The organism is Methylobacillus caricis (genome assembly GCF_020532705.1).
Taxonomy (GTDB): domain Bacteria; phylum Pseudomonadota; class Gammaproteobacteria; order Burkholderiales; family Methylophilaceae; genus Methylobacillus; species Methylobacillus caricis.
In genome coordinates this window covers 297,604-322,236 of record NZ_JAJAVD010000004.1, presented here as the reverse complement: position 1 = coordinate 322,236, position 24,633 = coordinate 297,604, and the positions used below count along the sequence as shown (strand labels likewise).

The window sequence follows — 24,633 nt, the reverse complement described above, 5'->3', positions numbered from 1 at the left end:
TTGTGTCATCTCTTTCTACTATTCTGTAGCTAATTCAATTACATAAAACAGGTGTACTCATGAAGGCCATGATTCTTGCTGCGGGCAAAGGTACTCGTATACGCCCACTGACTTATGAGTTGCCCAAGCCCATGATTCCGATCATGGGAAAACCAGTGATGGAGTATTTGGTTGAGTTGCTGGCCCAGCATGGTGTCAGGCAAATCATGGTGAATCTCAGCCATTTGCCTCAACGGATAGAACATTATTTTGGTGATGGCAGGCGGTTTGGCGTTGAAATTGGTTATTCGTTTGAAGGCTATATCCAGAAAGACGAGATGGTGCCTTTTGCCCTGGGATCGGCTGGAGGCATGCGGAAAATCCAGGATTTCGGGGGATTTTTTGATGAAACAACGGTAGTGCTGTGTGGTGACGCCATCGTAGATCTTGATATTACGGCGGCAGTACAGGCGCATAAGCGCTGTGGAGCGATGGTTAGTCTTGTGGCCAAGGAAATGCCATGGGAGGAGGTGTCCAGTTATGGTGTTGTGGTGGCAGACGAGCTTGGCCGGATTGTCTCGTTCCAGGAAAAACCTTCTCTGGCTGAGGCGCGGTCCAATTTAATTAATACCGGTATTTATATCTTTGAGCCAGAGGCATTGAATCTGATTCCACAGGGACAGGTATTTGATATCGGTGCAGATTTGTTTCCTTTGCTGGTGGAGAAAGGCGTTACTTTTCATGCATTGAGGCAAGAGTTCAACTGGATTGACATCGGCAAGGTGCCAGACTATTGGCATACCATGCAACGGGTCATGCTTGGCGAGGTTGAAGGGATCAGGATGCCTGGCCGTGAGATTCGGCCGGGTGTCTGGGCAGGATTGAATACCCATATCGATTGGCGTGGAACGCATATCGAAGGCCCGGTGTATATAGGGTCAGGTACTTGCATAGAGGCGGGATGCCAGATTATCGGACCGACCTGGATCGGCCATGGCTGTTACCTGCATGAGGATGTGAAGCTGACCCGCAGCATTCTTTTCGAGCATACTCGAGTACGAGACAGTACAGTGTTTGATGAGCAGATCGTGGTTGGCGACTATTGTGTGTCCAAGCATGGCAAGACTATACGCAGCAACGAGGTCGGTTTGGAATGGATATGGTGCGATGCCCGCGTGATGGATGTGATGGAGCACCATGCCGCGATGGCTTCCTGAGATGGTTTTCAGGCAGTTGAGACGTAGCGGGGCAGGGTTAGCCTGAAGCAGCTGCCATATCCAGGTTCGCTGCGGACAATCAACAGGCCTCCATGCTTTTCCGCAATCATGCGTGCCACATGCAATCCCAGCCCAGTGCCATTCACGGTAGCGCTTGAGTCCAGGCGGGTATATTTGCCGAAAATGGTTTCTTGCTTGTCTGCTGCTATACCCTGACCAAAATCTTCAATCTCAATATGGCAATAATGTTGGCCATGAAAAACCCGGGCAATCACAATGCTCTCGACTGGGGAATATTTAAGTGCATTGTCCAGCAGGTTGGAAACCACAAGGTTAATCAGATATTGATCGCACTGTATGTGAGCTGCCGTTTCTGATAATTCGGTTTCTATACGGCGGGAGCTGAGCTCCTGATAATGCTTGACCGTGATTTCCACCAGATTTCTCAGATCGCAAGTTTCCCCTTGGTTGACTGTGTCTGAACCGAGTGAGTCCAGCTTATCCGTTGTCAGAAAGTTATCTATCATCCGGCTCATGCGTTGGGTGGCGCGCCGGATTTTCTGCATGGCTGGTATGAGGATGGCGTTTGTTTCTGCATTCAGCGAACTTGGATCCAACAAGGCCAATCGCTGGGATGTGGTGTCGATAATCGCTAGCGGGGTGCGAAACTCATGGGATGCCATCGCAAAGAATTCTTGTTGTGCTGCCATCAGTTCTTTTTTCCTTGCAAGGGCCACTTCCAGCTTGCTTTGCAATGCCTGCCGTTCGCTGATTTCTTTATTCAGTTCCTCGTTGGCACGTGCCAGTTCCCTTGTCCTTTCATCCACTCGTAGATCCAACAGCCTTTCACTTTCCTTGGACAACTCCAATGCCACCTCCTTGGCCTGAAGTTTCTTTTCTGCCTCATGCTTGGCCACATAAATCAGCCCCAAAGTGGTGAGGATCAAGGATAACAAGGGCCATAGGATCATGCTGTCCATCACTGTAGCGTGGGTTCCAATCGGAATCCCGATGTTATGAAGCATGGCGGGTACCAATGGCAGGAAACCTATCCAGATGGCAAAGATGAACAGCAATTTATCGTAGTGTCTGGCGAGCATCAGTTTGATGCTGGCAAAGAACATGAGTGCCAGGCCCAATACGGCGGATAGGTTGATGGCCATACTATTGAAAGGAACCAACCCGCTCAGTACGCCAGCAAACATGACCAGGTCGAACCCAATCAAAAGCCTGATGACTTTCATGAGGCGGGGTTGGTGTTCATCTAACTGAAACAGGGCGCTGTAGAAAATCAGTACCATGGCTATGAATAGGAAACTCAGGGATTTTTGTGCGGTATCTGCCAATAATGGGGAAACTGGAATCAGTAACTGGGCTGTGCCTGCCAGAAAAGCCTGCATCATGCTGGTGATGGATTGATAAAGTGAATACAGCATGAATATCTTGTGGCGTAGCCATAACCAGAGGATTAGGGCAAACAGGGCCAGAAATAAGCGTACCCCATAGTAAGCGCCGATCAAGCTGTCTGAGCGGTCATGGGCGTTGATGAAAATACGTGGTTCCCATACAGTGGCGTGAAAATTGATGCTGCTGGTCGACTGCAGCCTTACATAGTATGTTTGCGGAACCCCGGTGGGCGGATGAAGCGGGAAAATGAAGTTGCGGTGCGGAATGGGCCTGGCCGACACGGGCTGGTGATCCCCTAGCTGCTGGCGGGAAAAACTGCCGTCAGAGTGTGGGATGAATAACTGGATGTCATCAAGGATTGCTGGAGAGATTTCCAGCCAATATTCATCGCTTGCCTTGGTTGCAAATTCCAAGGTAAATTTCATCCAGATAGCGTCTTTGGTATATCCTGCATTCCATTTGTACGGCATAGGCGCGAATTTGCCGGCAATATCCTGCGCTACAATCTCCTGCAGTGATAGTTTTCCCGAAGGGTCACGCAGGTATGAAACTGCATTGATTTCATCCAGGGCAATGCCCAGTTGTGGGTGAGTAGGCACTTGCAATGCATGTGCATAATGCGAACACAACAGGCAGAAAAAGATAGCGATGCGTAGGAGTCTGGATATCAAGGGTATATTGTGTTCATCATCGATGATATTGGTTTTTGTGGATTCTATACTTAAAAGTGAATAACTCTACCGATTTACGCGTCATTCTGGTCGAGGATGATTTCGACCTGAGAGAAGAAACAGAGCTTGGATTGCGTGCGTTGGGTATTGATGCCACGGGCGTTGCTGATGCTGCAGGTCTTTATCGCGAGCTGGTGAACACAAAATACGATATTGTCGTCCTTGATATCGGCCTGCCTGGGGAGGATGGCTTATCCATCCTCCGTTACCTGCGGGCTTCAGGCAATATGGGCATTGTCATGTTGACTGCACGTGGCAGCCTGGATGACCGGTTACAAGGGCTCAATGACGGAGCAGATGCCTATATGGTCAAGCCTGTCGATCTCAAGGAGCTTGCTTCGGTATTGTTGTCCTTGGCGCGTCGTTTGCAGGGGCAGCCAATGGCGCACATGCCACAGCAACCAGTAGTCCATGCATCATCAGAAGAAGAGCCTTCTTCTTCCGGGGTATGGAAACTCGACCGTGCATATTGGACGCTCATTTCTCCAGAAGGGCTCTCCGTTCCACTCACGCCCAAGGAATACACATTCCTGAGCCGCCTGGTCGAAAAGTGTGGGGAACCCGTGCCAAGGGCCCATATTATTCACGCGTTTGGTGGCGAAATTGATGATTTCGACTTTCATCGTGTGGAAGTCATCATTTCCCGCCTGCGACGAAAAGGCAAGGCGATCACTGGTGAATTGCTGCCTATCAAGGCTTTGCCAGGATTTGGCTTTTCATTCACTGCTCGCTGTATCTTTATCTAGCCCTCTCTCTTTTGATTAGTCCGTTCGTACTAATCCAGCTTTCCAATCCATCCAGCAAGTTAAGGCCTTAGCGTTTACATGCTCCTGCTTGTGTCCACTCGCTGCAAAGCTTTTGGGCGATTTCGTCCCCTTGTTAGGCAATGATGTGGTGTGAATAAATGTGAGTTTAGGTGAGTAACTGTCAATGAACCATATTATGAACATGGATAAATTTTCCCAGCTTTCAAAAGGCAGCCAATTCGGCAAGAAGGTAATGCATTCAGAAATTGTGAGTGTTGGGAGAAGTTTGTGCATATCAATAAAAAATGTGGACGTGCGGAGAATGCGTCTTCCGTAGCGACAAAATGGCATGGCATACAGCATTGGCTGAAAGGGAGGCGTGAGGCATCTATTGCCGCTGCCAAGGCTAATGTGAAGTCCAAGTGGACAGTCTTGCAGAAGCTGCTATTTGTCATGTTAGCCATGGTGGCCCTGCCCGCCATGGCGAATGTGGATGTGCTGATTTCAAACCTGAGCGATTCTCCGGATCCGGCGCCACGCGGCAGCAATGTGAGATATGACATCAGGGTTAGCAACAATGGCACCGACCCCGCAACCGGGGTGGAGGTCAGGATAGCAATACCTGCAGGAGTCACGAACCCTCAGGCGGCCATGGTGGGTGGCACGTGCGTCATTGATGGTAGCGACATGCTCTGTACCTATACTGGCAGTTTTCCTGCCCAAGCTAGTACAGATGTCGACTTGATTGTAAGCACTGGCGGTGCGACACCCGCTACCATTCAGGTGACAGCAGTGGTGTCAGCTGCCAATGAAAGTTCCGGAAGCAGCACCAGCAATAACACTGCTACCCAAAATACCACCATCAATAACGGTGCAGATGTCTATATCAGTAGTGTAACGGGTACACCAAATCCGGTTGTCGGTGGAGGTACGCTCAACTGGAGCATCAGTGGTGGCAGCAATGGTCCTAATGACGCGATTAATCCTCAAATAGTCGTGGAATTGCCAGGGTCGCTACAATTTGTTTCTGGCAGTGGTGGGGGCTTTAATTGTACTGCCAGCGGTCAGGTCGTGACTTGCGCGGCTGCTTCATTGATTGCTTCCGGAGGCACCTTCTCAGCGTTGAATCTGGTCACCACGGTAGTGGACGTGGCGTCCGGCAATGTGACGATCACGCCTCGTATTTCCTCTTCGACGGCAGATCCAGAACCAAACAACAACCAACTGGTTTCAGCACCTCCTGTCACCATTAGCCCAGGTGCTGACTTGCAGGTTGTACAGACTGCAAATGCCTCGCTGGTGGCATCTGAGCAGAATGTGACATTCACTCTACAGGCAAGCAATAATGGCCCTAGCGATGCAACCAACGGAGTCAATGTCACCTATCAATTACCGCCAGGTTTTGATTATGTGTCGGCAACACCGAGTGGTAGCGGCTGGGCTGCTTGTACAACCTCCGGCACGGTGGGCACAGGCATTACCGTCCATTGTGACAACACCCAGAATTATGCAGCTGACCGAAGCAATCAGATTGTGATTGTGGCCAAGGCCCCACAAGAAACAACCGGGATTACCTCTTATAGCCTGACTGCCTCAATAGCTCACAACGGGGGCAATCCCGATGATCCTGACCTGAGCAACAATCAATCGACTATTCCCTTGAATGTGGGGCCAAATGGCGCTGGCCTTTCCATCAGCAAGTCGCGTAGCCCCAACCCGGTAGCCGAGGGACAGCTTATCAACAGCACCCTGCGTGTGGCAAACAGCGGGCCATTGGCAGCCGCTGCAGACACCGTGCAAGTGATTGACACCATTGTGCCGGCGGATGAGGAGTTCGTGAGTTATTCCGCTGCCGCGGACTGGAGCTGTACCAATGTAACAAGCGGCACCAGTCTTGATCCAGCGGTATCGCAGGTGACTTGTACCTACCGGCATACACTGGGGGTCAGCGCCAATACAACTCCCTTGATCATTGTTACCCGTTCCAAGGTCAAGGGCACAGCCTACAGTGCGACCAATACTGCCGAAGTTGCATGTGATTCAGGCCAGAATTGCTGGTATCCGGTCAAGACCATCCAAGCCAGTGCAGGGGTGACCCAAACCACGAATTCGGTTGATCTGTCCATTACCAAGTCTGCAACAACGGCGGGTGGTGTCGGCACCAGGCTTGAGGCCAACGAGTCCACCATGACCTATACCCTGGTGGTGCAGAATAATACGGCGACGGTCGATGCCGAAAATATTGTCGTCAGGGATCCCATCCCTGGATGGGTATCAGGAACAACCCTGTCCCTGGTGAATATCGTCGCTGTGACAACTGCCAATGGTTCCGATGCCACTTTCACCTGCGCCATGGTGGATACCTCTGTGTTGCAATGTACGCAGGCACCAGGCACCAGGCTGAAGCAGGGTGATACTGCGACATTGACCATTCCGGTCGCCCGCCCGCTTGCGGCTGGTAACCATACCAATACAGCCAGTGTGTCATCCACCACCCAGGGTGATATCAACACCGCCAATAATTCAGCCTCGGTCAATGTCGTCATCGATCCGATTGCTGATGTGGAAATGGTGTCAAAAATAGTGACGCCTGCAACAGCGCGTGCCGGTACTGATGTCAGTTATGTGTTGACCTTCCGTAATAATGGGCCTTCTGCGGCACAGTCAGTCACGGTCAGTGACAGCTTTGTGGTCAATGCGGCCGATCCAGGCTTCACCGTTCTTTCCGTCACCCCTGTAGCCTGGACTTCGGGTAGCCCGACTTGTAGCGGTTTGGTGGCTGGCCAGAGTTATGGCGCTGGTTCAACGCCTACACTGACCTGCCAGGGCGGCAATCTCTCCAATGGCGAGCAACGCACGGTAGAGATACTGGTACGCCCAAACTGGAAGGTTGGGCAAACCAGTGGCCAGACATGGGGTATCAGCAACACTGCGCGTATCAGCACTACGACTGCCGAGAATGTGGACGGTACCGATGGAGGCAACAACAGCAAGAGTGCAACGCTGACTGTAGAGGCCGCCGCTATCGATCTTCTGGTGAATAACCTCGATAACGTCGATCCGCTGGGTTATGACAGCAGCAACGATGGTGACAACGCCCAGAATGATGTGATTTATACCATCAACATGGTGAACAATGGCCCATCGGTGGCGACGGGCCTCAAATTCACCTATGCCATTACCCCGCCAAGTGGAAAAACCGTGCGCTTCCTTGGGGATAGCGCTGTGATGGGGCCTCCGGCTGGCAGCATCTGTAACAACATCGGTAGCGAGGTGACCGGCCCCAATACCTTGACGGTGACATGTACCTATAGTGGTAGCGCATCCAGCATCGCCAATGGTGAATATCGCAACCGTTACCTCTCGGTGCGCATGCTGACAACCCCAGCCGTCACCGGGGATGTGATGTATAGCGTGGCGGTAGTGTCTGCCAATGAGAACGACAGCAATCTCACCAACAATACCGAAGACGAAACGACTACCCTGCGTTCCGACATTGCTCCTAACAACCTGAGCTTGTCTGGACGTGTGTACATCGATGTCAACGACAATGGCCTGGCCGATCCGGGCGAACTGGGTATCGAAGGGGCGACTATCACCCTTTCCGGAACTACGGCCAATGGTGAGGACATCTGTACCGTTCTGGCAACTATCCGTACCCAGAACAATAGCACCCTGCCGAGTTGCGTAATCCAGACCGGCGTAGATGGCTCCTATACCTTTACCAGCCTGCCACCATCGAATGGCTCTGGCTATACGATCACAGAAACGCAGCCTGGCGGTTATACAGATGGCAAGGACCAGGTCGGCTCGCTAGGTGCAACCCAGGGCAGTGCCGGCACTGTATTGCCCACAGGCTCTGACACTTTTACCGTGGTGCTGACCTCCAGTGGCAGTGGTTATAACTTTGGCGAAATTGCCAGTACAGCGGGGAGTGCAAGCCTGAGCGGCCATGTCTGGCTGGATGGCAATCATGATCGCTCCTTTGATGGCATTAGCCCGGATGCGTTGGATAAGCCACAAAGCGGCTGGGTTGTGGAGTTGTTGCGTAATGGCATCCTCGTAGCCAGTACCACAACCAGTGCCACTGGCGCCTACAGCTTTACAAACCTGCCTCCAGGCCCTGGTTATCAGGTACGGTTCCGGCACCCAACAAATGGCCTGATCTTTGGCCAGGCACGACCCAATGAGCGTGGACTGGCATTCGATAACGGTGTGGTGAATGCCACAAGCAACCCCGCTGGCGCCAGCAATCTTGACGGCAGCCTGAGCGGCATCACGCTTGCCGATGGGGACAATATCACCGAGCATAGCTTGCCGCTCGACCCGGCAGGGGTGGTCTATGATGCTGTCACACGCCAGCCCGTAGCAGGCGCGGTGGTCAGCATTACTGGCCCGGCCGGCTTTACTCCTGCAGCACACCTGGTCAGCGGCAATGCCTCACAGACAACAGGAGTTGATGGAGGGTACCAGTTCCTGCTGAATCCAACTGCTCCGGCAGGCTTGTATACACTGGCGATTACCAGTTATCCGGCAAATTACATCCCGCAGCCATCCAATATGATTCCGGTGTGTAATGCCACGTTGCAGGTTGCCAGCACTCCCGATCCCGTATTGGTGCAGCAAAACGATGGGGCTCCTGCAGTCGGGATTGGGCCGCATGATCCAGCCACTTGCGCCACAACCAGCAGTGATGGTTCATTTGCAAACGGCAGCGGCGCCCTGGCTGCAGCGGCGACTCGGTATTATTTCAGTTTTACCCTTGACCCAGCCTCTTCTGCCGAGTTGGTCAATAATCATATTCCGCTTGATCCCATCATGGGCGGCATCATCACGATTACCAAAGTGACTCCGCTAGTCAATGTGGTGCGAGGTGATCTGGTGCCATACATCATCACTGCAACCAGCACAGTCAATATTGCCAATATTGATATCACTGACCGTTTGCCGCCTGGCTTCAAGTATCGCAGTGGTTCTGCCTCGGTCAATGCGGTGAGGATTGAGCCTGAAGTGAATGGGCGCGACCTGACCTGGAAGAACCAGACCTTCGCTGCAGGAGAAAGCAAGACCTACAAGCTGATTCTGGTAGTGGGTACCGGTGTGGGAGAAGGTGAATATGTCAATCAGGCATGGGCGCAAAACGGCCTGGTGGACACCTTGGTTTCCAACATCGGCTCCGCCACCGTCAGGGTCACGCCTGATCCCACCTTCGATTGTTCCGACATCATCGGCAAGGTATTTGACGACAAGAATGCCAATGGCTACCAGGACCAGGGCGAGCCCGGTATTGCCAATGTCCGCGTGGTGACCGCGCGCGGTCTGCTGGTCACCACTGATGCCGAGGGACGCTTCCACGTCACTTGTGCCGACATTCCCAATATGGACCGCGGCGCCAACTTCGTCATGAAGCTGGACGAGCGCACCCTGCCTTCCGGTTATCGCGTCACCACCGAAAATCCGCGTGATGTGCGCGTGACCCGAGGCAAGATGGTCAAGCTCAACTTTGGCGCTACCGTGCACCGCGTGGTGAGGCTCGATCTCAATGATGAGGCCTTCGTCCCCGCCGGTACCGATCTTCAATCGCAATGGCAGCAGGCATTCGCCGATATGGTCAAGCAGCTTGATGGCCGGCCTTCTGTGTTGCGCATTGCCTATGACCCGGGCGGCGGGGGAGAAAAACTCGCCAAGAAACGCCTGGACAGCGTTGCCAAGGCTGCCCGCAAGCTCTGGCATGACGCGCATAAGAATAATAAGGATGAAGCAGCCTTCCCGCTGATCATCGAGACAGCAGTGGAGGTGCAACCATGATGAAGAAGCGAGCAATTGCTATCGCCATCAGTGTGATGATGAGCGGGGCCAATGCGGAATCATTGCTGATAAGCGACAGGGGCTATGCGGCATCGATGTTGCCGACACGCGATATGCCGGTTCCTGATTTCGAACAGGAAACAGGCAAGCGTATTGACAACAGCCGCGTGGATTTCCATGGCATGCCTTCTCCGGCTGAACGGCAAGGGCCGACCAGTTATCCCCTGCCTTCCGGCATCAGCAGCAGCGCACTGGAACGCATGCGTGCAGCGGCGGCTAATGTGCCGCAGGCCGAGCCGCAGGTGTTTACGCGCCTGGTGGAAAACAGCGGCGCTGCGCGTTTCGAATCCGGCAAGGCTGACCTCACGGCCAGCTCGATTGCCGAGTTGGAACAACTGGCGGCGCAACTGCAAGGCAAACAGGGAATACGCATTGATATTGCCGGGCATACCGATAACCAACGCCTGTCGCCCAATGCGAAAAAGATTTTCCGCGATAACCAGGGCTTGTCCGAGGCTCGTTCATTGTCCGTGGCGGCATTCCTCAAGCAGCAGTTGGGTCTGGATGACAGCCAGTTCAGCATCAGCGGCTATGGCGAGAGCCAGCCGGTGGCCAGCAACGACAATCCGGCAGGTATGGCGCAGAACCGCCGCGTGATTATCCGGGTATGGTTTGACGAGAAAGAAATCATTCCGGCAGAGCCGGTGGCAGTTGCGCCGCCGGTGCGCAGCGCCTGTGAGGCCACCAGCGTGGCAAGGGCCGGTGCGCCATTCCGTATCAGTATTGATGGCGAGCCTGTGAGCCTGGATGACGGGCCATTGGAAGCTGACCGTCAGCGTTGCACCGATGTGGCACTGGAAAAAGCCGATATCCAGGTGCGTTACGACAACCTTTCCACCTTGCCGCAGATGAATGTCTGGAACACTACCCTTGGCGTGGTACGCGGCGAAGAGGCGGAATTCCGTACCTGGGCCAATTACCTGCCATGGATCAAAAAGGCGGAAATCCGCCTGTTCACTCCAGGCCAACAGCCACAGGAAACCCCGCTCGCGGTATTGCCGGTGGACTGGAACGGCGTGACAAAATGGCAAGCCAAGGTGGAGGATGTGGAGCAGGTGCTGTTCCTGCTGCGCGTGTATGACGAGCAGGGACGTTATGATGAAACCGTGATGAAGCCGCTGGAAATCCTTTCCAGCACGACGCCACGCATCACCAGCGACCTACAGGACGGCAAGGAGGAGCTGATTGGCTATGGCGAGAACAGCCTCAGCCTGCGAAATATCCCGGTCAAGGGTGGCACGGTGACCGTGAATGGCCGCTTTATCCAGCCCGGACAAAAAATAGAAACGCTGGGCCTGACCGTGCCGGTAGATGCTAATGGCCGTTTTGCCATTAAGCAGATCATGCCGCCTGGCCCGAACAGCGTGGAGGTCAAGCTGGTCGAGCCGGACGGCGAGTTCACCAGCTTCCGCCGCAACCTCAATATTGCCGATGACGACTGGTTCTATATCGCGATCGGTGACATCACTGCGGGCAAGAACAATGTACGCGGCCCGGCGCAACTGGTCACCGGTGATACGCAACACTATGATGGTTCCAGCCATGTGGATGGCCGTGGGGCGTTCTATGTGAAGGGAAAGGTCAAGGGAGAGTGGTTGCTTACTGCTGCTGCAGATACAAGAGAACAGCCGCTGGAGCACTTGTTCTCCAATTTTTCCTCCAAGGATCCACGCTACCTGTTGCGTAATATCAACCCTGACCTGTATTACCCGGTCTATGGCGATGACAGCACGACAGTGGATGATGCGCCGACCCAAGGCAAGTTCTACATCAAGCTGGCACGAGGCGATTCCCATGTGATGTGGGGCAACTTCAAGACCAGCTGGAGCGGAACAGAGCTGTTGCAATACTCACGCGGCTTGTATGGCGCCAATGCAAAGTATCGTTCCGATAACACTACAAGTTATGGTGAAAAAACCACGCAGGTGGATGCGTTTGCTGCAGATCCAGGCACCCTGGGGGCTCGCGATGAATTCCGCGGCACCGGCGGATCGCTTTATTACTTGCGCAATCAAGCGCTCACCATGGGTTCCGAACGTATCTGGGTGGAAGTGCGCGACCGGGATTCCGGCCTGGTCATCGAGCGTAAACTGCTTGCTCCAGCTCAAGACTATGAAATCAATTACCTGCAAGGCCGCTTGATCCTGCGTGATGCCCTGACATCGACTGGCGCAGCTTCCAGTCTGATCAGCACTGCCTCGATCAATGGCAATGAAATCTACCTGGTGGCGAACTATGAATATGTGCCGGGCCTGACCAGGGTGGATAACTTTTCTACCGGCGGGCGCGTCTCGCACTGGGTGAACGACTATTTGCAGATCGGGATTACCGGTTTCAAGCAGGGGCAGGGCATGCTGGAGCAGAAACTCAACGGTCTTGATGCGACGGTCCGTTATACGCCGGGTACCTTCATCAAGCTGGAGGCTGCACATTCCCAGGGTGCCGGGGCTGGTGCACAAACCTCGCTGGATGGCGGTTTTGCCTTCAACACACTCAGCACCACAGGCGATCCTGCCAAGGCGTTCCGCATCGAAGGTTCGGTAGATCTTGCGGATGTGACCGACAAGGCCAAGGGCAAAGTGACTGCTTATGTACAGAACCGTGAGCGTGGGTTCTCGGCACCCGGGCAGATATCAGTAACGGGGGAGGCAGTTGACCAGCATGGTTTCAAGGCCAATGTGCAGGTCGCTGACAATACCTTTGTCGATGCCAAGGGTGATGTGCGGCGCGCGGACACTATAGACACCCAGGCAGTAGAAGTAGGCGTCAGGCAGAGGATTAATCCTGAATGGCAGGCTGGTGTGGCGGTACGCCAGGATGATCGCAATGTGCATGTGACTAATGCCAGCAGCTTGTTGTCCCGCAATGGCAATCGTACCGATGTGCAGGTGCGCATGGATTACACGCCAGTCGATCATGAGGCGGAGGTAAGCCAGGGTGAGCCGTTACCAAAGAAAGACTGGAGCGCCTATGGTTACCTGCAGGGCACGGTGGCGCGCGATGGCGAGCGTGAAGATAACAACCGTGCCGGGATGGGGATGAGCTGGCGCGTAAATGACAGGATCAAGCTGCTGGCTGAGGGTTCACAGGGCAACCTGGGACCTGGTGTCAAGCTGGGGGCGGATTACCGCCTGTCCGACCGCAGCAATGCCTATACCAATTACCTGGTTGAGAACGAACGTCCGGACAACGCCTGGCGCGGCCGCCAGGGTAGCTGGGTCACTGGCACTTCTTACCGGGTGACCGATGAAATGCGTGTCTTTGGTGAAACCCGTACTGTGGATGGTTCCGGCGTACAAAGCCTGATTAATGCCTTCGGCCTGGACTATGCCGCCAATGATTTCTGGAATTATGGCGTCAAGGGCGAAGTGGGGAAGGTGTCACATCCATTGTCAGGCGACCTCAAGCGTAAGGCGATCAGTCTGGCGATTGGATACAAGCGTGACAATACCAAGTACAGCGGCAATATCGAGTATCGCGATGAGAGTAGCAATACCTCGGGCGACCGTGATACCTGGCTGATACGCAATACATTCGGCCACCAGGCCACGCCGGAATGGCGTTTGCTCGGCAAGCTCAACTGGTCTGTGTCCAATAACAGCCGTGGGGCGTTCTACGATGGCGATTATCACGAGATCGTAGCCGGTGCGGCGTATCGCCCGATCGACAATGACCGCTGGAATACCTTGTTCAAGTACACCAACTTCTACAACCTGCCTTCGCCAGGACAGATTTCACCGTCTGGTTCCACGGCGGATTATGCGCAGCGCAGCCAGGTGCTGGCGGTAGATACCATTTATGACGTTAAACCGTGGCTCTCACTGGGTGCCAAGTACGCTTTCCGCATTGGCGAACTGAAAGACAGCAAAGTGGATGGCCAATGGTTCTCCAGCCGGGCCGACCTGATGATCCTGCGAGCAGACTGGCACTTTGTCAAGGAGTGGGATGCAGTGCTGGAACTACGCAACCTGCGTGCTACTGAAGCCAAGGACTCACGTGCCGGTGCGCTGGTGGCGGTCTATCGCCATATGGCGGAAGGTGTCAAGGCAGGGGTCGGCTATAACTTCACCAATTACTCGGATGACCTGACGAACCTCTCATATCGCAGCCGGGGCTTCTTCATCAATGTGATCGGCACGATGTAAGGCGTTCGAGAGAGAGGGTTCATGCGATTCGAAATTGATTATCTTCAAGAGCATCATGTCAGCCTGCTGACCGTGTCTGGTGCCATGAAGTTAGATGAGTATCGGACAATGGTCGTGGAAATATTGGCTGATATGCAGCGCCATCAGACTAACAACCTGATTGTCGATTTGCGCAATGTCACTTTAGGCCTGAGTTTCAACGAGACCTCCCGGTTGCCAGAGATCAATCGGGAGCTTGGCGTAAATACTGGCCACAAGGTGGCGATTGTTTTCATGGAGCATTCACCCAAAGCCAACGGGGTCAGGCTTTATGAGATTCTTGCAGCCCACAGGGGTTATGACCACAAATTATTTACCCGGCATACTGCGGGCTTATTATGGTTTATCAATTGTGAAACGGCGCCTGTACAGGCTGCGGCTCAGTAATATTGATATGGCCCATGCATGGCATGGGCTGTCAGCGTGCGATCTTGCGTCACAAGCAAGATGGTACACTCTGCTCATGTGCAGATTCCAGCAGGGTTGATGCGCTGCTGGCATGCAACAGGAATATTGATTTCACCATGGATGAGTGACTGCAGGAGTCATTCTCGTTTTTGTAGGGTTGCCTGAATATTTCTACATATTCATCCTGTTAGTGCAGACGCTCCCTTTCCCAGGCGATATCACCTCCCCGTATCTTAGGCAACGCGCATTCGGGTATAATTTCATTTTTACCGGGATGTTGCTATGCCTATCTACGATTATCAATGTACAAGCTGTGGTTACAAGACAGAGGTGATGCGCAAGGTCAGCGACGCTGGCACTACCGTTTGTCCTGAATGTCATCAGGAAACTTTCCAGAAGCAGGTGTCTGCGCCCAATTTCCAACTAAACGGAACAGGCTGGTATGCCACCGACTTCAAGGGCAGCAGTCCTGCTGCGAAAAAAACTGAAGAATCAGCTCCTGCTGCAGCTTGTGGCACCGGCTGTGCCTGCCATTAATTGAATATTGGCTGGCCTTCAATTGTTAAGGTGAACATGAAAAGTTATTTTATTACCGGGTTGTTGGTATTGGTGCCTCTGACCATCACTGTCTGGGTATTAAGTACCTTGATCGGCCTGATGGACCAGAGCCTGTTGTTGTTGCCGCACGAATGGAGGCCAATTGAACAGTTTGGCCGTGAAATTCCTGGACTTGGTGCCATCCTGACCTTGTTGATTATCTTTGGTACCGGCCTGATAGCCACCAACTTCTTTGGCAAGCAGGTGATTTTGCTGTGGGAAGGATTGCTTGGCCGTGTACCAGTGGTCAAAAGCATCTACAACAGCGTGAAGCAGGTATCCGATACCTTGTTTTCCGATTCCGGCAATGCTTTCCGCAAGGCATTGCTGGTGCAATATCCGCGCCAGGGCAGCTGGACCATCGCCTTTATGACAGGGCAGCCCGGCGGGGATGTGGCGAATCACCTGCAAGGGGATTATGTGAGCGTGTACGTGCCAACCACGCCTAACCCTACTTCCGGGTTTTTCCTGATGATGCCGACTGCCGACATTATCGAGCTCGACATGAGCGTTGATGAAGCCCTGAAATACATTATATCCATGGGGGTCGTGGCGCCCCCTGCCAGAACTCCCATTATTACTAACTCTAAAATATAAGATCTCTTTCATATGCGTACTCATTACTGCGGTCACCTGAACCGTGAACACATCGGCCAGACAGTTACCCTTTGCGGCTGGGCACATCGCCGCCGCGACCATGGTGGCGTAATTTTCATTGACCTGCGTGATCGTGAAGGCATGGCTCAGATCGTGATCGATCCTGACACACCAGCTGCATTTGCCTTGGCTGAAACCGTGCGCAGTGAGTTTGTATTGAAAGTGGTCTGTAAGGTCCGTGCGCGTCCTGATGGCACAGTCAATGCCAACATCCCGACCGGCGAGGTGGAAATGCTGGCAAGCGAGATCGAGATTCTCAATGCATCGCTCACGCCGCCGTTCATGCTGGATGATGACAACCTGAGCGAAATGGTACGCCTGGAACATCGCTATATCGACTTGCGTCGCCCTGCCATGCAAAAGAACATGATGCTGCGCTACCGTGTTGCCAAGACTCTGCGCGACCATCTGGACAGCAATGGCTTCATCGAGATTGAAACACCCATGCTGACACGCTCCACCCCTGAAGGTGCGCGTGATTACCTGGTGCCGTCGCGTGTGCATCACGGTCAGTTCTTTGCGTTGCCCCAATCGCCGCAGCTGTTCAAGCAGTTGCTGATGGTTTCCGGTTTTGACCGTTATTTCCAGATCACGAAATGTTTCCGCGATGAAGATTTGCGCGCCGATCGTCAGCCTGAATTCACTCAGGTGGATATTGAGACTTCCTTCCTGGGTGAAGAAGAAATCATGACGATAGTCGAGGACATGATCCGTAAGATGTTCAAGGGCGTGCAGGACATAGACCTGCCCAACCCATTCCCGCGCATGCCTTTCTCTGAGGCCATGAACAAATATGGTTCAGACAAGCCAGACATGCGTGTGACCCTGGAAATTACCGAATTGACCGACGTCATGAAGGATGTTGATTTCAAGGTGTTTGCCGGGGCGGCCAATGCAGTGGGTGGGCGTGTGGCTGCCATGCGCGTGCCTAACGGCGCGGCAATTTCCCGTAGCGAGATCGACGCCTACACCGAGTTCGTCAAGATCTATGGTGCCAAGGGACTTGCCTACATCAAGATCAATGACATTACCAAATTGAATGAAGAAGGCTTGCAAAGCCCTATCGTCAAGAACATTCATGAAACCGCGCTTAAGGCGATTATTGAGCGTACTGGCGCGCAAAACGGCGACATCGTGTTCTTTGGTGCCGACAAGGCCAAGGTGGTCAATGAAGCATTGGGTGCCTTGCGTACGCGTGTTGGCCATGAAAAAGGCCATGTGGATGGCCGTGCCTGGGCACCGTTGTGGGTGATTGATTTCCCCATGTTCGAACATGACGAGGAAAATGACCGCTGGGTGGCATTGCATCACCCGTTCACTTCCCCCAAAGACGGCCACGAAGACCTACTGACTACCAACCCTGGCGCGGCCTTGTCCAAGGCTTACGACATGGTGTTGAATGGCTGGGAAGTAGGCGGCGGTTCGGTTCGTATCCATAAGCAGGAAGTACAGTCCAAGGTATTCAACGCACTCAAGATCAGCAAAGAAGAAGCGCAGGAAAAATTCGGTTTCCTGCTCGATGCCCTGCAATACGGCGCGCCTCCGCACGGCGGCCTGGCCTTTGGTCTCGATCGCCTGGTGACCCTGATGGCGGGCGCAGAATCGATTCGTGACGTCATTGCCTTCCCCAAGACACAACGCGCCCAGTGCCTGATGACCAATGCGCCTAACGAAGTGGACGAGAAGCAGCTGCGTGAACTGCATATACGCGTACGCCAGCAAAATCCGGCAGGATAAAATGGACTCGCTTGTGCTGGCGGCGTTGCGCCTTCTTGCCGTACCAATAGTACTGTCTGCGAAGGTACGCCTTGCCAGCGCGGCGCGAGTTTCATTTTGAATGGGATGCTGCTGTGATTAAGTCTTTAATTCGCACCATTCCCAATTATCCCAAGCCTGGTGTCCAGTTTCGCGACATTACTACTTTGCTGAAAGATGCAGATGGCTTGCGGCAGGTGGTTGATGCATTGTATGAGCGTTATGCTGCTGCCAAGATTGATAAGATTGTCGGCATCGAGTCGCGCGGCTTCATTGTCGGTGCTGCGGTGGCATACAAGCTTGGTGTTGGTTTTGTACCAGTGCGCAAAAAAGGTAAGTTGCCGGGTGATGTGCTGGGACATGACTATGCGCTGGAGTACGGTACTGACCGCGTGGAGATTCATAGTGATGCGATCAGTCCCAATGAAAATATCCTGTTGCTGGATGACCTGATTGCCACTGGCGGTACGGCAGAAGCTGCGACGGTGTTGATCGAAAAGCTGGGTGGTAACGTATTTGAGTGCGCGTTCATCATTGGCCTGCCAGATCTCGGTGGCGAGCAAAGACTGCATCAATTGGGTTACAGCACGTTTACGCTATGCGAGTTTGAGGGCGAGTAGTGGGAAGTCATCAGCCGGTTTACAAGATTCCGGTATCGGCGCTGGTGCTGATTCATACGACTGATTTGCAGGTGCTCATCATGGAGCGCGCCGACAAGCAAGGTTACTGGCAGTCAGTCACCGGCAGCCTGGAAGTCATGGAAAACGGCGAGCTGGAGCAGCCTGTGGATGCCGCCATTCGCGAGGTCAAGGAAGAAACCGGCCTCAATGCGGCTGACTACAAGCTGGTTGACTGGCAACTGTCGCATGTATACGAGATTTATCCGCACTGGCGTTTCCGCTATGCGCCTGGTGTGACGGAAAATACCGAGCATCTTTTTGGATTGGAATTACCGGCGCCGGTTGTTGTCCAACTCGCTCCTCGCGAGCATGTTGCCTATGAGTGGGTAGACTGGCGCGAGGCAGCAAAACGTGTATTTTCATGGACAAATGTCGAGGCCCTGCGTAAGTTGGGTGAACGGAATAACTTAACATTGTGAATTATCAGCCATGCAAGCAACTTTAGAGAACTCAACCCTGGAAAAACCAGCGACAGTGGCAACCGAGCCAATCCGCTTTGAGCGGTTTCAGGCAACCCAGGAAGCCGAATTGCAGGCGCGGATTATTGCGGCCAAAAAGAAACTCGGTAACAAGCTGGTCATTTTGGGCCATCACTACCAGCAGGAGAGTGTTTACCGCCATGCGGATTACACAGGAGATTCACTCAAGCTGTCGCGTTTTGCCGCCGAGACCGATGCGCAGTACATTGTTTTTCTTGGCGTGCACTTCATGGCCGAGGTTGCGGATATCCTTTCTCGGCCTGAGCAGATTTCCATCCTGCCCGACCTGTCTGCTGGTTGTTCCATGGCGGATATGGCCAACTTGGCCAAAGTCGAGCGTTCCCGCCGCGAGCTGTCCAAGGTGCTGGATTTTGATGCGACTATCACGCCGATCACCTATATCAACTCCGCAGCCGACCTCAAGGCGTTCTGCGGGGAGCACGGCGGCATTGTCTGCACTTCGACCAATGCCACCAAGATCATCGAGTGGGGCTTCAGGCAGCGCGAGAAAGTGTTGTTCTTCCCCGACCAGAACCTGGGCCGCTGGTCCGGCTATAAGATGGGCATCCCACTGGAACAGATGCCAGTGTGGGATCCTGATTTGCCGATGGGCGGCTTGACGGAAGAGCAGATCAGGAATGCGAAAATCCTGTTGTGGAAAGGCCATTGTGCGGTGCATCAGATGTTCCGCGAGCAGAACATTACGCGTTTCCGTGCCGAGCATCCTGATGGCATTGTGATTTCCCATCCGGAGTCGCCGTTTGAAGTCTGCCTCAACTCCGATTATGTCGGCTCAACCGAATACATCCTCAAGACTGTCAGCGATGCACCGGCAGGTACGCGCTGGCTGGTAGGGACCGAGCTCAACCTGGTAAACCGCCTGGCGGAGCAGATGAAGCCCGAGGGCAAGGTTGTCCAGTTCATGTCGCATGTCATATGCGAGTGTTCCACCATGGCTCGTATTGATCCGCAGCACCTGGCCTGGACGCTGGAAAACCTGGCGGAAGGTAATGTGGTCAACCAGATCAAGGTGCCTGAACATGAAGCTGAACTGGCACGCCTGACCCTGCAACGTATGCTGGACGCATCCTGATGAAGGACTAAGTTTGCAGAACGTCCTGCGTATTGCCACCTTCAATATCCACAAAGGTGTGACAAGTTTCAATGCACGCTTTGCCTTGCATGAACAGCGTGAGCTGATCCGTAAACTGCAGGCGGACGTTGTCTTTTTGCAGGAGGTGCGGGACCAGCACATCAAGCACAGTCGCAGGTTCAGCGCCTGGCCGTTGGCAGGCCAGGTAGAGTTCTTGGCAGACGCTGTCTGGAGTGACTTTGCCTATGGCAAAAACTCGGTCTATCCCGCAGGCCATCACGGCAATGCCTTGTTGTCCAAATATCCCATACTGAAATACGAGAATATCGATATCTCTGCCCATAGCAGTGAACAGCGCGGCATGTTGCACTGCGAAATTGTCGTGCCTGGCTGGGAGCAACCTTTGCACTGCATTTGTGTGCACCTGGGTTTGTTTGCAGGCTGGCGTCGTAAACAGATCATGACCCTGCGCGACCGGATTATGGAGGTGGTGCCGGAAAATGCACCGCTGGTGATTGCGGGTGATTTCAATGACTGGAGCATGTCATCCGGGCGTGAGCTGGTACATGGCCTTCACCTGCATGAAGTATTTGAGCATCACGGTGGGGGCAAGCCTGCGCGCAGTTTTCCTTCTTTCCTGCCGGTATTCAGGCTGGATCGCATCTATGTGCGCGGTTTCAATGTGCGTCATGTGGAGGTGCATGCCGGGCCGCGATTCGTCAAAGTATCTGATCATGCGGCGCTGACCGCGGTGTTGTCGAGGACATAATGCGCTGGCAGGCTGGAAACCGCATCACCTTGCTGCGGAATGGAACAGAGTTTTTCCCTGCGCTGGAAGCCTCGATTGAAGCGGCTCAATATGAGATTTACATTCAGACCTACATCTATGAACTGGATGCTACCGGCGTACGCATAGGGGAGAAACTGAAACAGGCCGCTACTCGCGGAGTGGTGGTGAATTTGCTGCTGGATGGGTTCGGCAGCCGCAAGTTGTCGCCCAAGTATGTACTTGAGCTTGAATCGTACGGCATCAAGGTGATGTTCTACCGTCCTAAGATTTCTGCCTGGTCATTCAAGCGTAGCCGCCTGCGTAGGTTGCATCGCAAAGTCTCGGTATTTGATGGGCAGCATGGTTATGTGGGCGGCATCAACATCATTGACGACATGAATGTGCCGAGCAACCTGAATGCGCCACGTGTTGATTATGCAGTGCGGGTGGATGGCTCGCTCGTATTTGCCCTGCATGCCAGTGTGCGCAATCTCTGGCGGCGCCTTGCCTGGCTGCACTTGAGGCAGGTGGAGGCGCATATCCCATTGCCATTCCCTGTGTTCATTGCCAACGGGATACGTGCCGCTTTTGTTGTGCGTGATAACGTGCTGCATCGGCGGGATATAGAGCGCGCTTATCTCAAGGCCATAGGCAAGGCAAGGGTGGATATCATCATTGCGAGCGCCTATTTCGTGCCGGGGAAGAAATTCCGTCAGGGCCTGATCGAGGCAGCAAAGCGTGGTGTAAGGGTACGACTGCTGCTGCAGGGACGGATGGAATACTGGCTGATGTTTGCCACGCATGAGGTCTATAGCCTGTTTTTGCATCATGGCATAGAAATCTATGAATACCGTGCCAGCTTCATGCACAGCAAGGTGGCGGTGATCGATAGCCGCTGGGCGACCGTAGGTTCATCCAATATCGATCCATTCAGCCTGTTGCTGGCGCGTGAAGCCAATATCATGGTGCAGGACAAAGCGTTCAATGCAGAACTGAAAGCCGACCTGGAGCGGGCGATTGCGGAAAAGTCGGTACGTGTGCGCCCAGAGGACTGGTCCAGGCGGCATGTGTTCAAGCGCCTCTTTTCGCTGTTCGTGTACATGGCCGTGAGGTTGATGATGGGGCTGGTAGGCTATAAGGAAAAGCAATGAGACGATCAGGCATTAATCATTTAATGCCGTATTGCCAATAAAATCCAGCTTGCAGTTGCCTCAGGATTGTCTATTTTTCTGACGATCTTGCCTGGGGCCAGGCTCCCTCACGTCTTTTGCATGATGCTGCCTCGCTAGTCATTTACCCCAAATATCTTATTTACAATGGCTCACCTCAAGATGCGCCTCAATGAACCGTAACAACTTCATCCCTATTAGTGAATTTTGTGATGTTAAAAGAGTTCTACGATATCAACCTGGTGGTTATTTCCTTATTGGTTGCCATTTTTGCATCTTATACGGCACTCAACATGGCGGAGCGTATCAATACAGCCCAAGGCAAGGCCGCCCGTTGGTGGTTGGTAGGTGGAGCATTTGCCATGGGGGTTGGTATCTGGGCCATGCACTTTATTGGCATGCTGGCTTTCCATTTGCCTATTCCGTTGGGCTATGACCTTGGGATCACCTTCCTTTCCCTGATGGTCGTTGTGGCAGTTTCCGGTTTTGCGCTTTGGCAGGTTTCACAAGAAACCTTGCCAATCAAGCGTCTGCTGGTCAGTGCTGTCATTATGGGGCTGGGGGTTGCCTCCATGCATTACATCGGCATGGCAGCGATGCTCATGGATCCTGCGCCAAACTATGAGCCCACGTTGTTTACGCTGTCTCTTGTCATTGCAATTGGCGCTTCAGCGGTTGCATTGTGGATTGCGTTCAAACTGCGCCAGCATGTGCCGCATATTGTATTGGCAAGGTTTGCTGCAGCCTTGGTCATGGGCATAGCGATTTGCGGTATGCACTACACAGGAATTGCAGCAGCAGAGTTCCCTATTGGCACCGTTTGTCGCGCAGCAACTGATGGTGGCAACCTTGATGCCCTGGCGATCATGGTTGTCATGGGAGGCAGCGGCATCCTGGTGATAGCGCTGTTAATCTCGATTTTTGACTCAAGGCTGGAGAGCAGGACGGCGGCGCTGGCTCTTTCCCTGGAAAAGGTCAACGAAGAGTTGCTGCAGCAGACTTTACACGACACGCTGACAAAGTTGCCGAACCGGACCTTGCTGGAAGACCGGGTCAATCAGGCTTTGCACAAGATCAGGCGGGATGGCGGCAGTTTTTCACTGATGTTTATTGATATCGATGGTTTCAAGACCATCAATGATTCTCTAGGCCATCACGTTGGGGATACCCTGCTGGTGGAGGCGGCAGTAAGGTTGCGCAAAATCCTGCGGGCCCAGGATACAGTCGCGCGCGTAGGTGGTGATGAGTTCGTGGTATTGCTTGATTCTGCAACACCGGAAGATGCCGCGACTGTGGCAGAAAAGATTGTGTTTGCATTTACTCAGCCGTTCACAAGCAGCGGGCGTGAGCTGAGGGTTTCCGCCAGCATAGGAATTGCGATTCATCCCGATAACGGCCAGACCTACCGAGAGCTTGCAATCAATGCAGATAGCGCCATGTATCACACGAAGCGCTCTGGCAGGAATGGCTACCATTTCTTTGAGGCATCGATGCATATCAATACCCAGAACCGCCTGGATATGATGCTGGATTTGCGGGTGGCATTAGAGAACAAACAGTTTGTATTGTATTACCAGCCTAAATTTGATGCAGATAAAGAGCATATTGTGGGTGCGGAAGCCTTGTTGCGCTGGCGGCATCCTAAATTGGGCATGGTGGCGCCTGACCAGTTTATTTCCCTGGCGGAGAAATCCGGCCTGATTATTCCAATCGGCGATTGGGTCCTGGATGAGGCCTGCCGCCAGATGTCTGCCTGGTATGACTCCGGCCATACCAGCTGGAGCATCTCGGTCAACTTATCGGCCCTGCAGTTTGGGCATGAGAGATTGCTGGAAGTGGTTAAATCCACCTTGATCAAATGGCGCTTGCCAGCCCACTGCCTGACACTTGAAATCACTGAGTCGACAGCAATGCATAATGTGAAGGCAACATTGGAAATCCTGCATGAAATATCCAGGCTGGGGGTCAGGATTTCTATTGATGACTTTGGTACAGGCTATTCAAGCCTGCTTTATCTCAAGCGCCTGCCAGCCAATGAACTCAAGATTGATCGCGGTTTTATCAGGAATCTGGGGGCAGGCGGTTTTGACGATGGCGCTATCGTGTCGGCGATTATCGCTCTGGGCCACACCTTGAACTTCAGGATTGTTGCGGAAGGCGTGGAAACTGAAGCACAAAAAACATTCCTGCAGGATTTGGGGTGTGATGAGCTGCAGGGATATGGGTTGGGGAAACCCATGCCGGCCGAACATTTGACTGAAAGGTTTTCCGGCAGCTCTATAAAGCGGGCAGGCTAGCTCTAGTCACGGCATATTGTTTATACTGCCAGCTGACTGGTGCACGTTAATGCGCTTCTGGAAAATTGATTAAGGTTTAACAATGCCGATTAGGAATATTGCTCTTTTACGCACCTTGGTGCTCACGCTGTCCAGCACTTTCATGTTGTCAGGTTGTGGTGGTTTCAGCCTCTGGCCTTTTGGTGAGGATGATGCAGCCAAAACGTCCAGGGGCCCTGCGGGTTCCACCGAGTATCAGTGCGACAAGGGCCGCAAGTTTTATGTGCGGATACAGGATGGAGGCAACGTTGCCTGGCTGGTGTTGCCCGATCGTGAAGTGGGGCTGAACAAGACTGAGGGTGCGGGACAATTCAGCAACGGTATTACCACGCTGGCGATAGAAGGCGACATTGCCAAGCTGGAGGATGGATACAAGCATGAATTTGCCAACTGCAAAGTGCCACAGGCTGCCCCCAAGCAGTAATGGGTGTTTGGCAATATAAAAAGCCGCTGCGACAGCGGCTTTTTATATTGATGGCCGGTGCATACGGCTGGTTTTTGCGTGATATGAGCAAAAGCCCTATTCTCTATCGGGACATAATGGCATGAATAAGTAAG

General features: G+C 53.3%; 16 protein-coding genes. 15 read left to right on the top strand and 1 reads right to left on the bottom strand.

Annotated elements, in window-relative coordinates:
- Window positions 1-59: 59 nt before the first annotated feature.
- The gene (locus LG200_RS11950; RefSeq protein WP_226757851.1) at window positions 60-1,196 is read left to right on the top strand and encodes a sugar phosphate nucleotidyltransferase; all 1,137 of its coding nucleotides are present in this window, start codon (window positions 60-62) and stop codon (window positions 1,194-1,196) included.
- Window positions 1,197-1,204: 8 nt separating this feature from the next.
- On the opposite strand, the gene LG200_RS11945 is transcribed toward LG200_RS11950, so the two are convergent.
- The gene (locus tag LG200_RS11945) at window positions 1,205-3,274 is read right to left on the bottom strand and encodes a sensor histidine kinase (RefSeq protein ID WP_226757850.1); all 2,070 of its coding nucleotides are present in this window, start codon (window positions 3,272-3,274) and stop codon (window positions 1,205-1,207) included.
- 56 nt (window positions 3,275-3,330) lie between these two features.
- On the opposite strand from LG200_RS11945, the gene LG200_RS11940 reads away from it, so the two are divergent.
- The 14 genes from LG200_RS11940 (at window position 3,331) to LG200_RS11875 (ending at window position 24,499) form a co-directional block, all read left to right on the top strand.
- On the top strand, window positions 3,331-4,080 hold the full coding sequence (locus LG200_RS11940; RefSeq protein WP_226757849.1) for a response regulator transcription factor: 750 nt from the start codon (window positions 3,331-3,333) through the stop codon (window positions 4,078-4,080).
- A gap of 288 nt (window positions 4,081-4,368) precedes the next feature.
- A complete protein-coding gene (locus LG200_RS11935) occupies window positions 4,369-9,888 on the top strand; it encodes an SdrD B-like domain-containing protein (protein WP_226757848.1) in 5,520 nt (1,839 codons plus the stop codon).
- Window positions 9,885-14,093 carry an OmpA family protein gene (locus LG200_RS11930; protein ID WP_226757847.1) on the top strand — a complete coding sequence of 1,403 codons (4,209 nt, stop codon included), beginning with the start codon at window positions 9,885-9,887 and terminating at the stop codon, window positions 14,091-14,093. Before LG200_RS11935 ends, LG200_RS11930 begins: the two co-directional genes overlap by 4 nt.
- A gap of 21 nt (window positions 14,094-14,114) precedes the next feature.
- Window positions 14,115-14,519, top strand: coding sequence for a hypothetical protein (locus LG200_RS11925; RefSeq protein WP_226757846.1), 405 nt, complete (start codon window positions 14,115-14,117; stop codon window positions 14,517-14,519).
- 303 nt (window positions 14,520-14,822) lie between these two features.
- Entirely contained in the window at window positions 14,823-15,077 is a 255-nt protein-coding gene (locus LG200_RS11920; protein ID WP_226757845.1) for an FmdB family zinc ribbon protein, read from the top strand.
- 36 nt (window positions 15,078-15,113) lie between these two features.
- Window positions 15,114-15,734, top strand: a complete 621-nt coding sequence (locus LG200_RS11915; protein ID WP_226757844.1) for a DUF502 domain-containing protein — start codon at window positions 15,114-15,116, stop codon at window positions 15,732-15,734.
- A 12-nt stretch (window positions 15,735-15,746) separates the two neighbouring features.
- On the top strand, window positions 15,747-17,531 hold the full coding sequence (gene aspS, locus LG200_RS11910; RefSeq protein WP_226757843.1) for an aspartate--tRNA ligase: 1,785 nt from the start codon (window positions 15,747-15,749) through the stop codon (window positions 17,529-17,531).
- A gap of 113 nt (window positions 17,532-17,644) precedes the next feature.
- On the top strand, window positions 17,645-18,169 hold the full coding sequence (locus LG200_RS11905; protein WP_226757842.1) for an adenine phosphoribosyltransferase: 525 nt from the start codon (window positions 17,645-17,647) through the stop codon (window positions 18,167-18,169).
- The gene (nudB, locus tag LG200_RS11900; protein WP_226757841.1) at window positions 18,169-18,648 is read left to right on the top strand and encodes a dihydroneopterin triphosphate diphosphatase; all 480 of its coding nucleotides are present in this window, start codon (window positions 18,169-18,171) and stop codon (window positions 18,646-18,648) included. Before LG200_RS11905 ends, nudB begins: the two co-directional genes overlap by 1 nt.
- Before the next feature lie 10 nt (window positions 18,649-18,658).
- Window positions 18,659-19,801, top strand: coding sequence for a quinolinate synthase NadA (gene nadA, locus LG200_RS11895; RefSeq protein ID WP_264193898.1), 1,143 nt, complete (start codon window positions 18,659-18,661; stop codon window positions 19,799-19,801).
- Window positions 19,802-19,814: 13 nt separating this feature from the next.
- Window positions 19,815-20,570, top strand: a complete 756-nt coding sequence (locus LG200_RS11890) for an endonuclease/exonuclease/phosphatase family protein (RefSeq protein ID WP_226757840.1) — start codon at window positions 19,815-19,817, stop codon at window positions 20,568-20,570.
- On the top strand, window positions 20,570-21,721 hold the full coding sequence (gene clsB / locus LG200_RS11885; protein ID WP_226757839.1) for a cardiolipin synthase ClsB: 1,152 nt from the start codon (window positions 20,570-20,572) through the stop codon (window positions 21,719-21,721). Before LG200_RS11890 ends, clsB begins: the two co-directional genes overlap by 1 nt.
- Before the next feature lie 230 nt (window positions 21,722-21,951).
- A complete protein-coding gene (locus tag LG200_RS11880; protein ID WP_226757838.1) occupies window positions 21,952-24,036 on the top strand; it encodes a putative bifunctional diguanylate cyclase/phosphodiesterase in 2,085 nt (694 codons plus the stop codon).
- Window positions 24,037-24,118: 82 nt separating this feature from the next.
- Window positions 24,119-24,499, top strand: coding sequence for a hypothetical protein (locus LG200_RS11875; RefSeq protein ID WP_226757837.1), 381 nt, complete (start codon window positions 24,119-24,121; stop codon window positions 24,497-24,499).
- Window positions 24,500-24,633 lie beyond the last annotated feature (134 nt).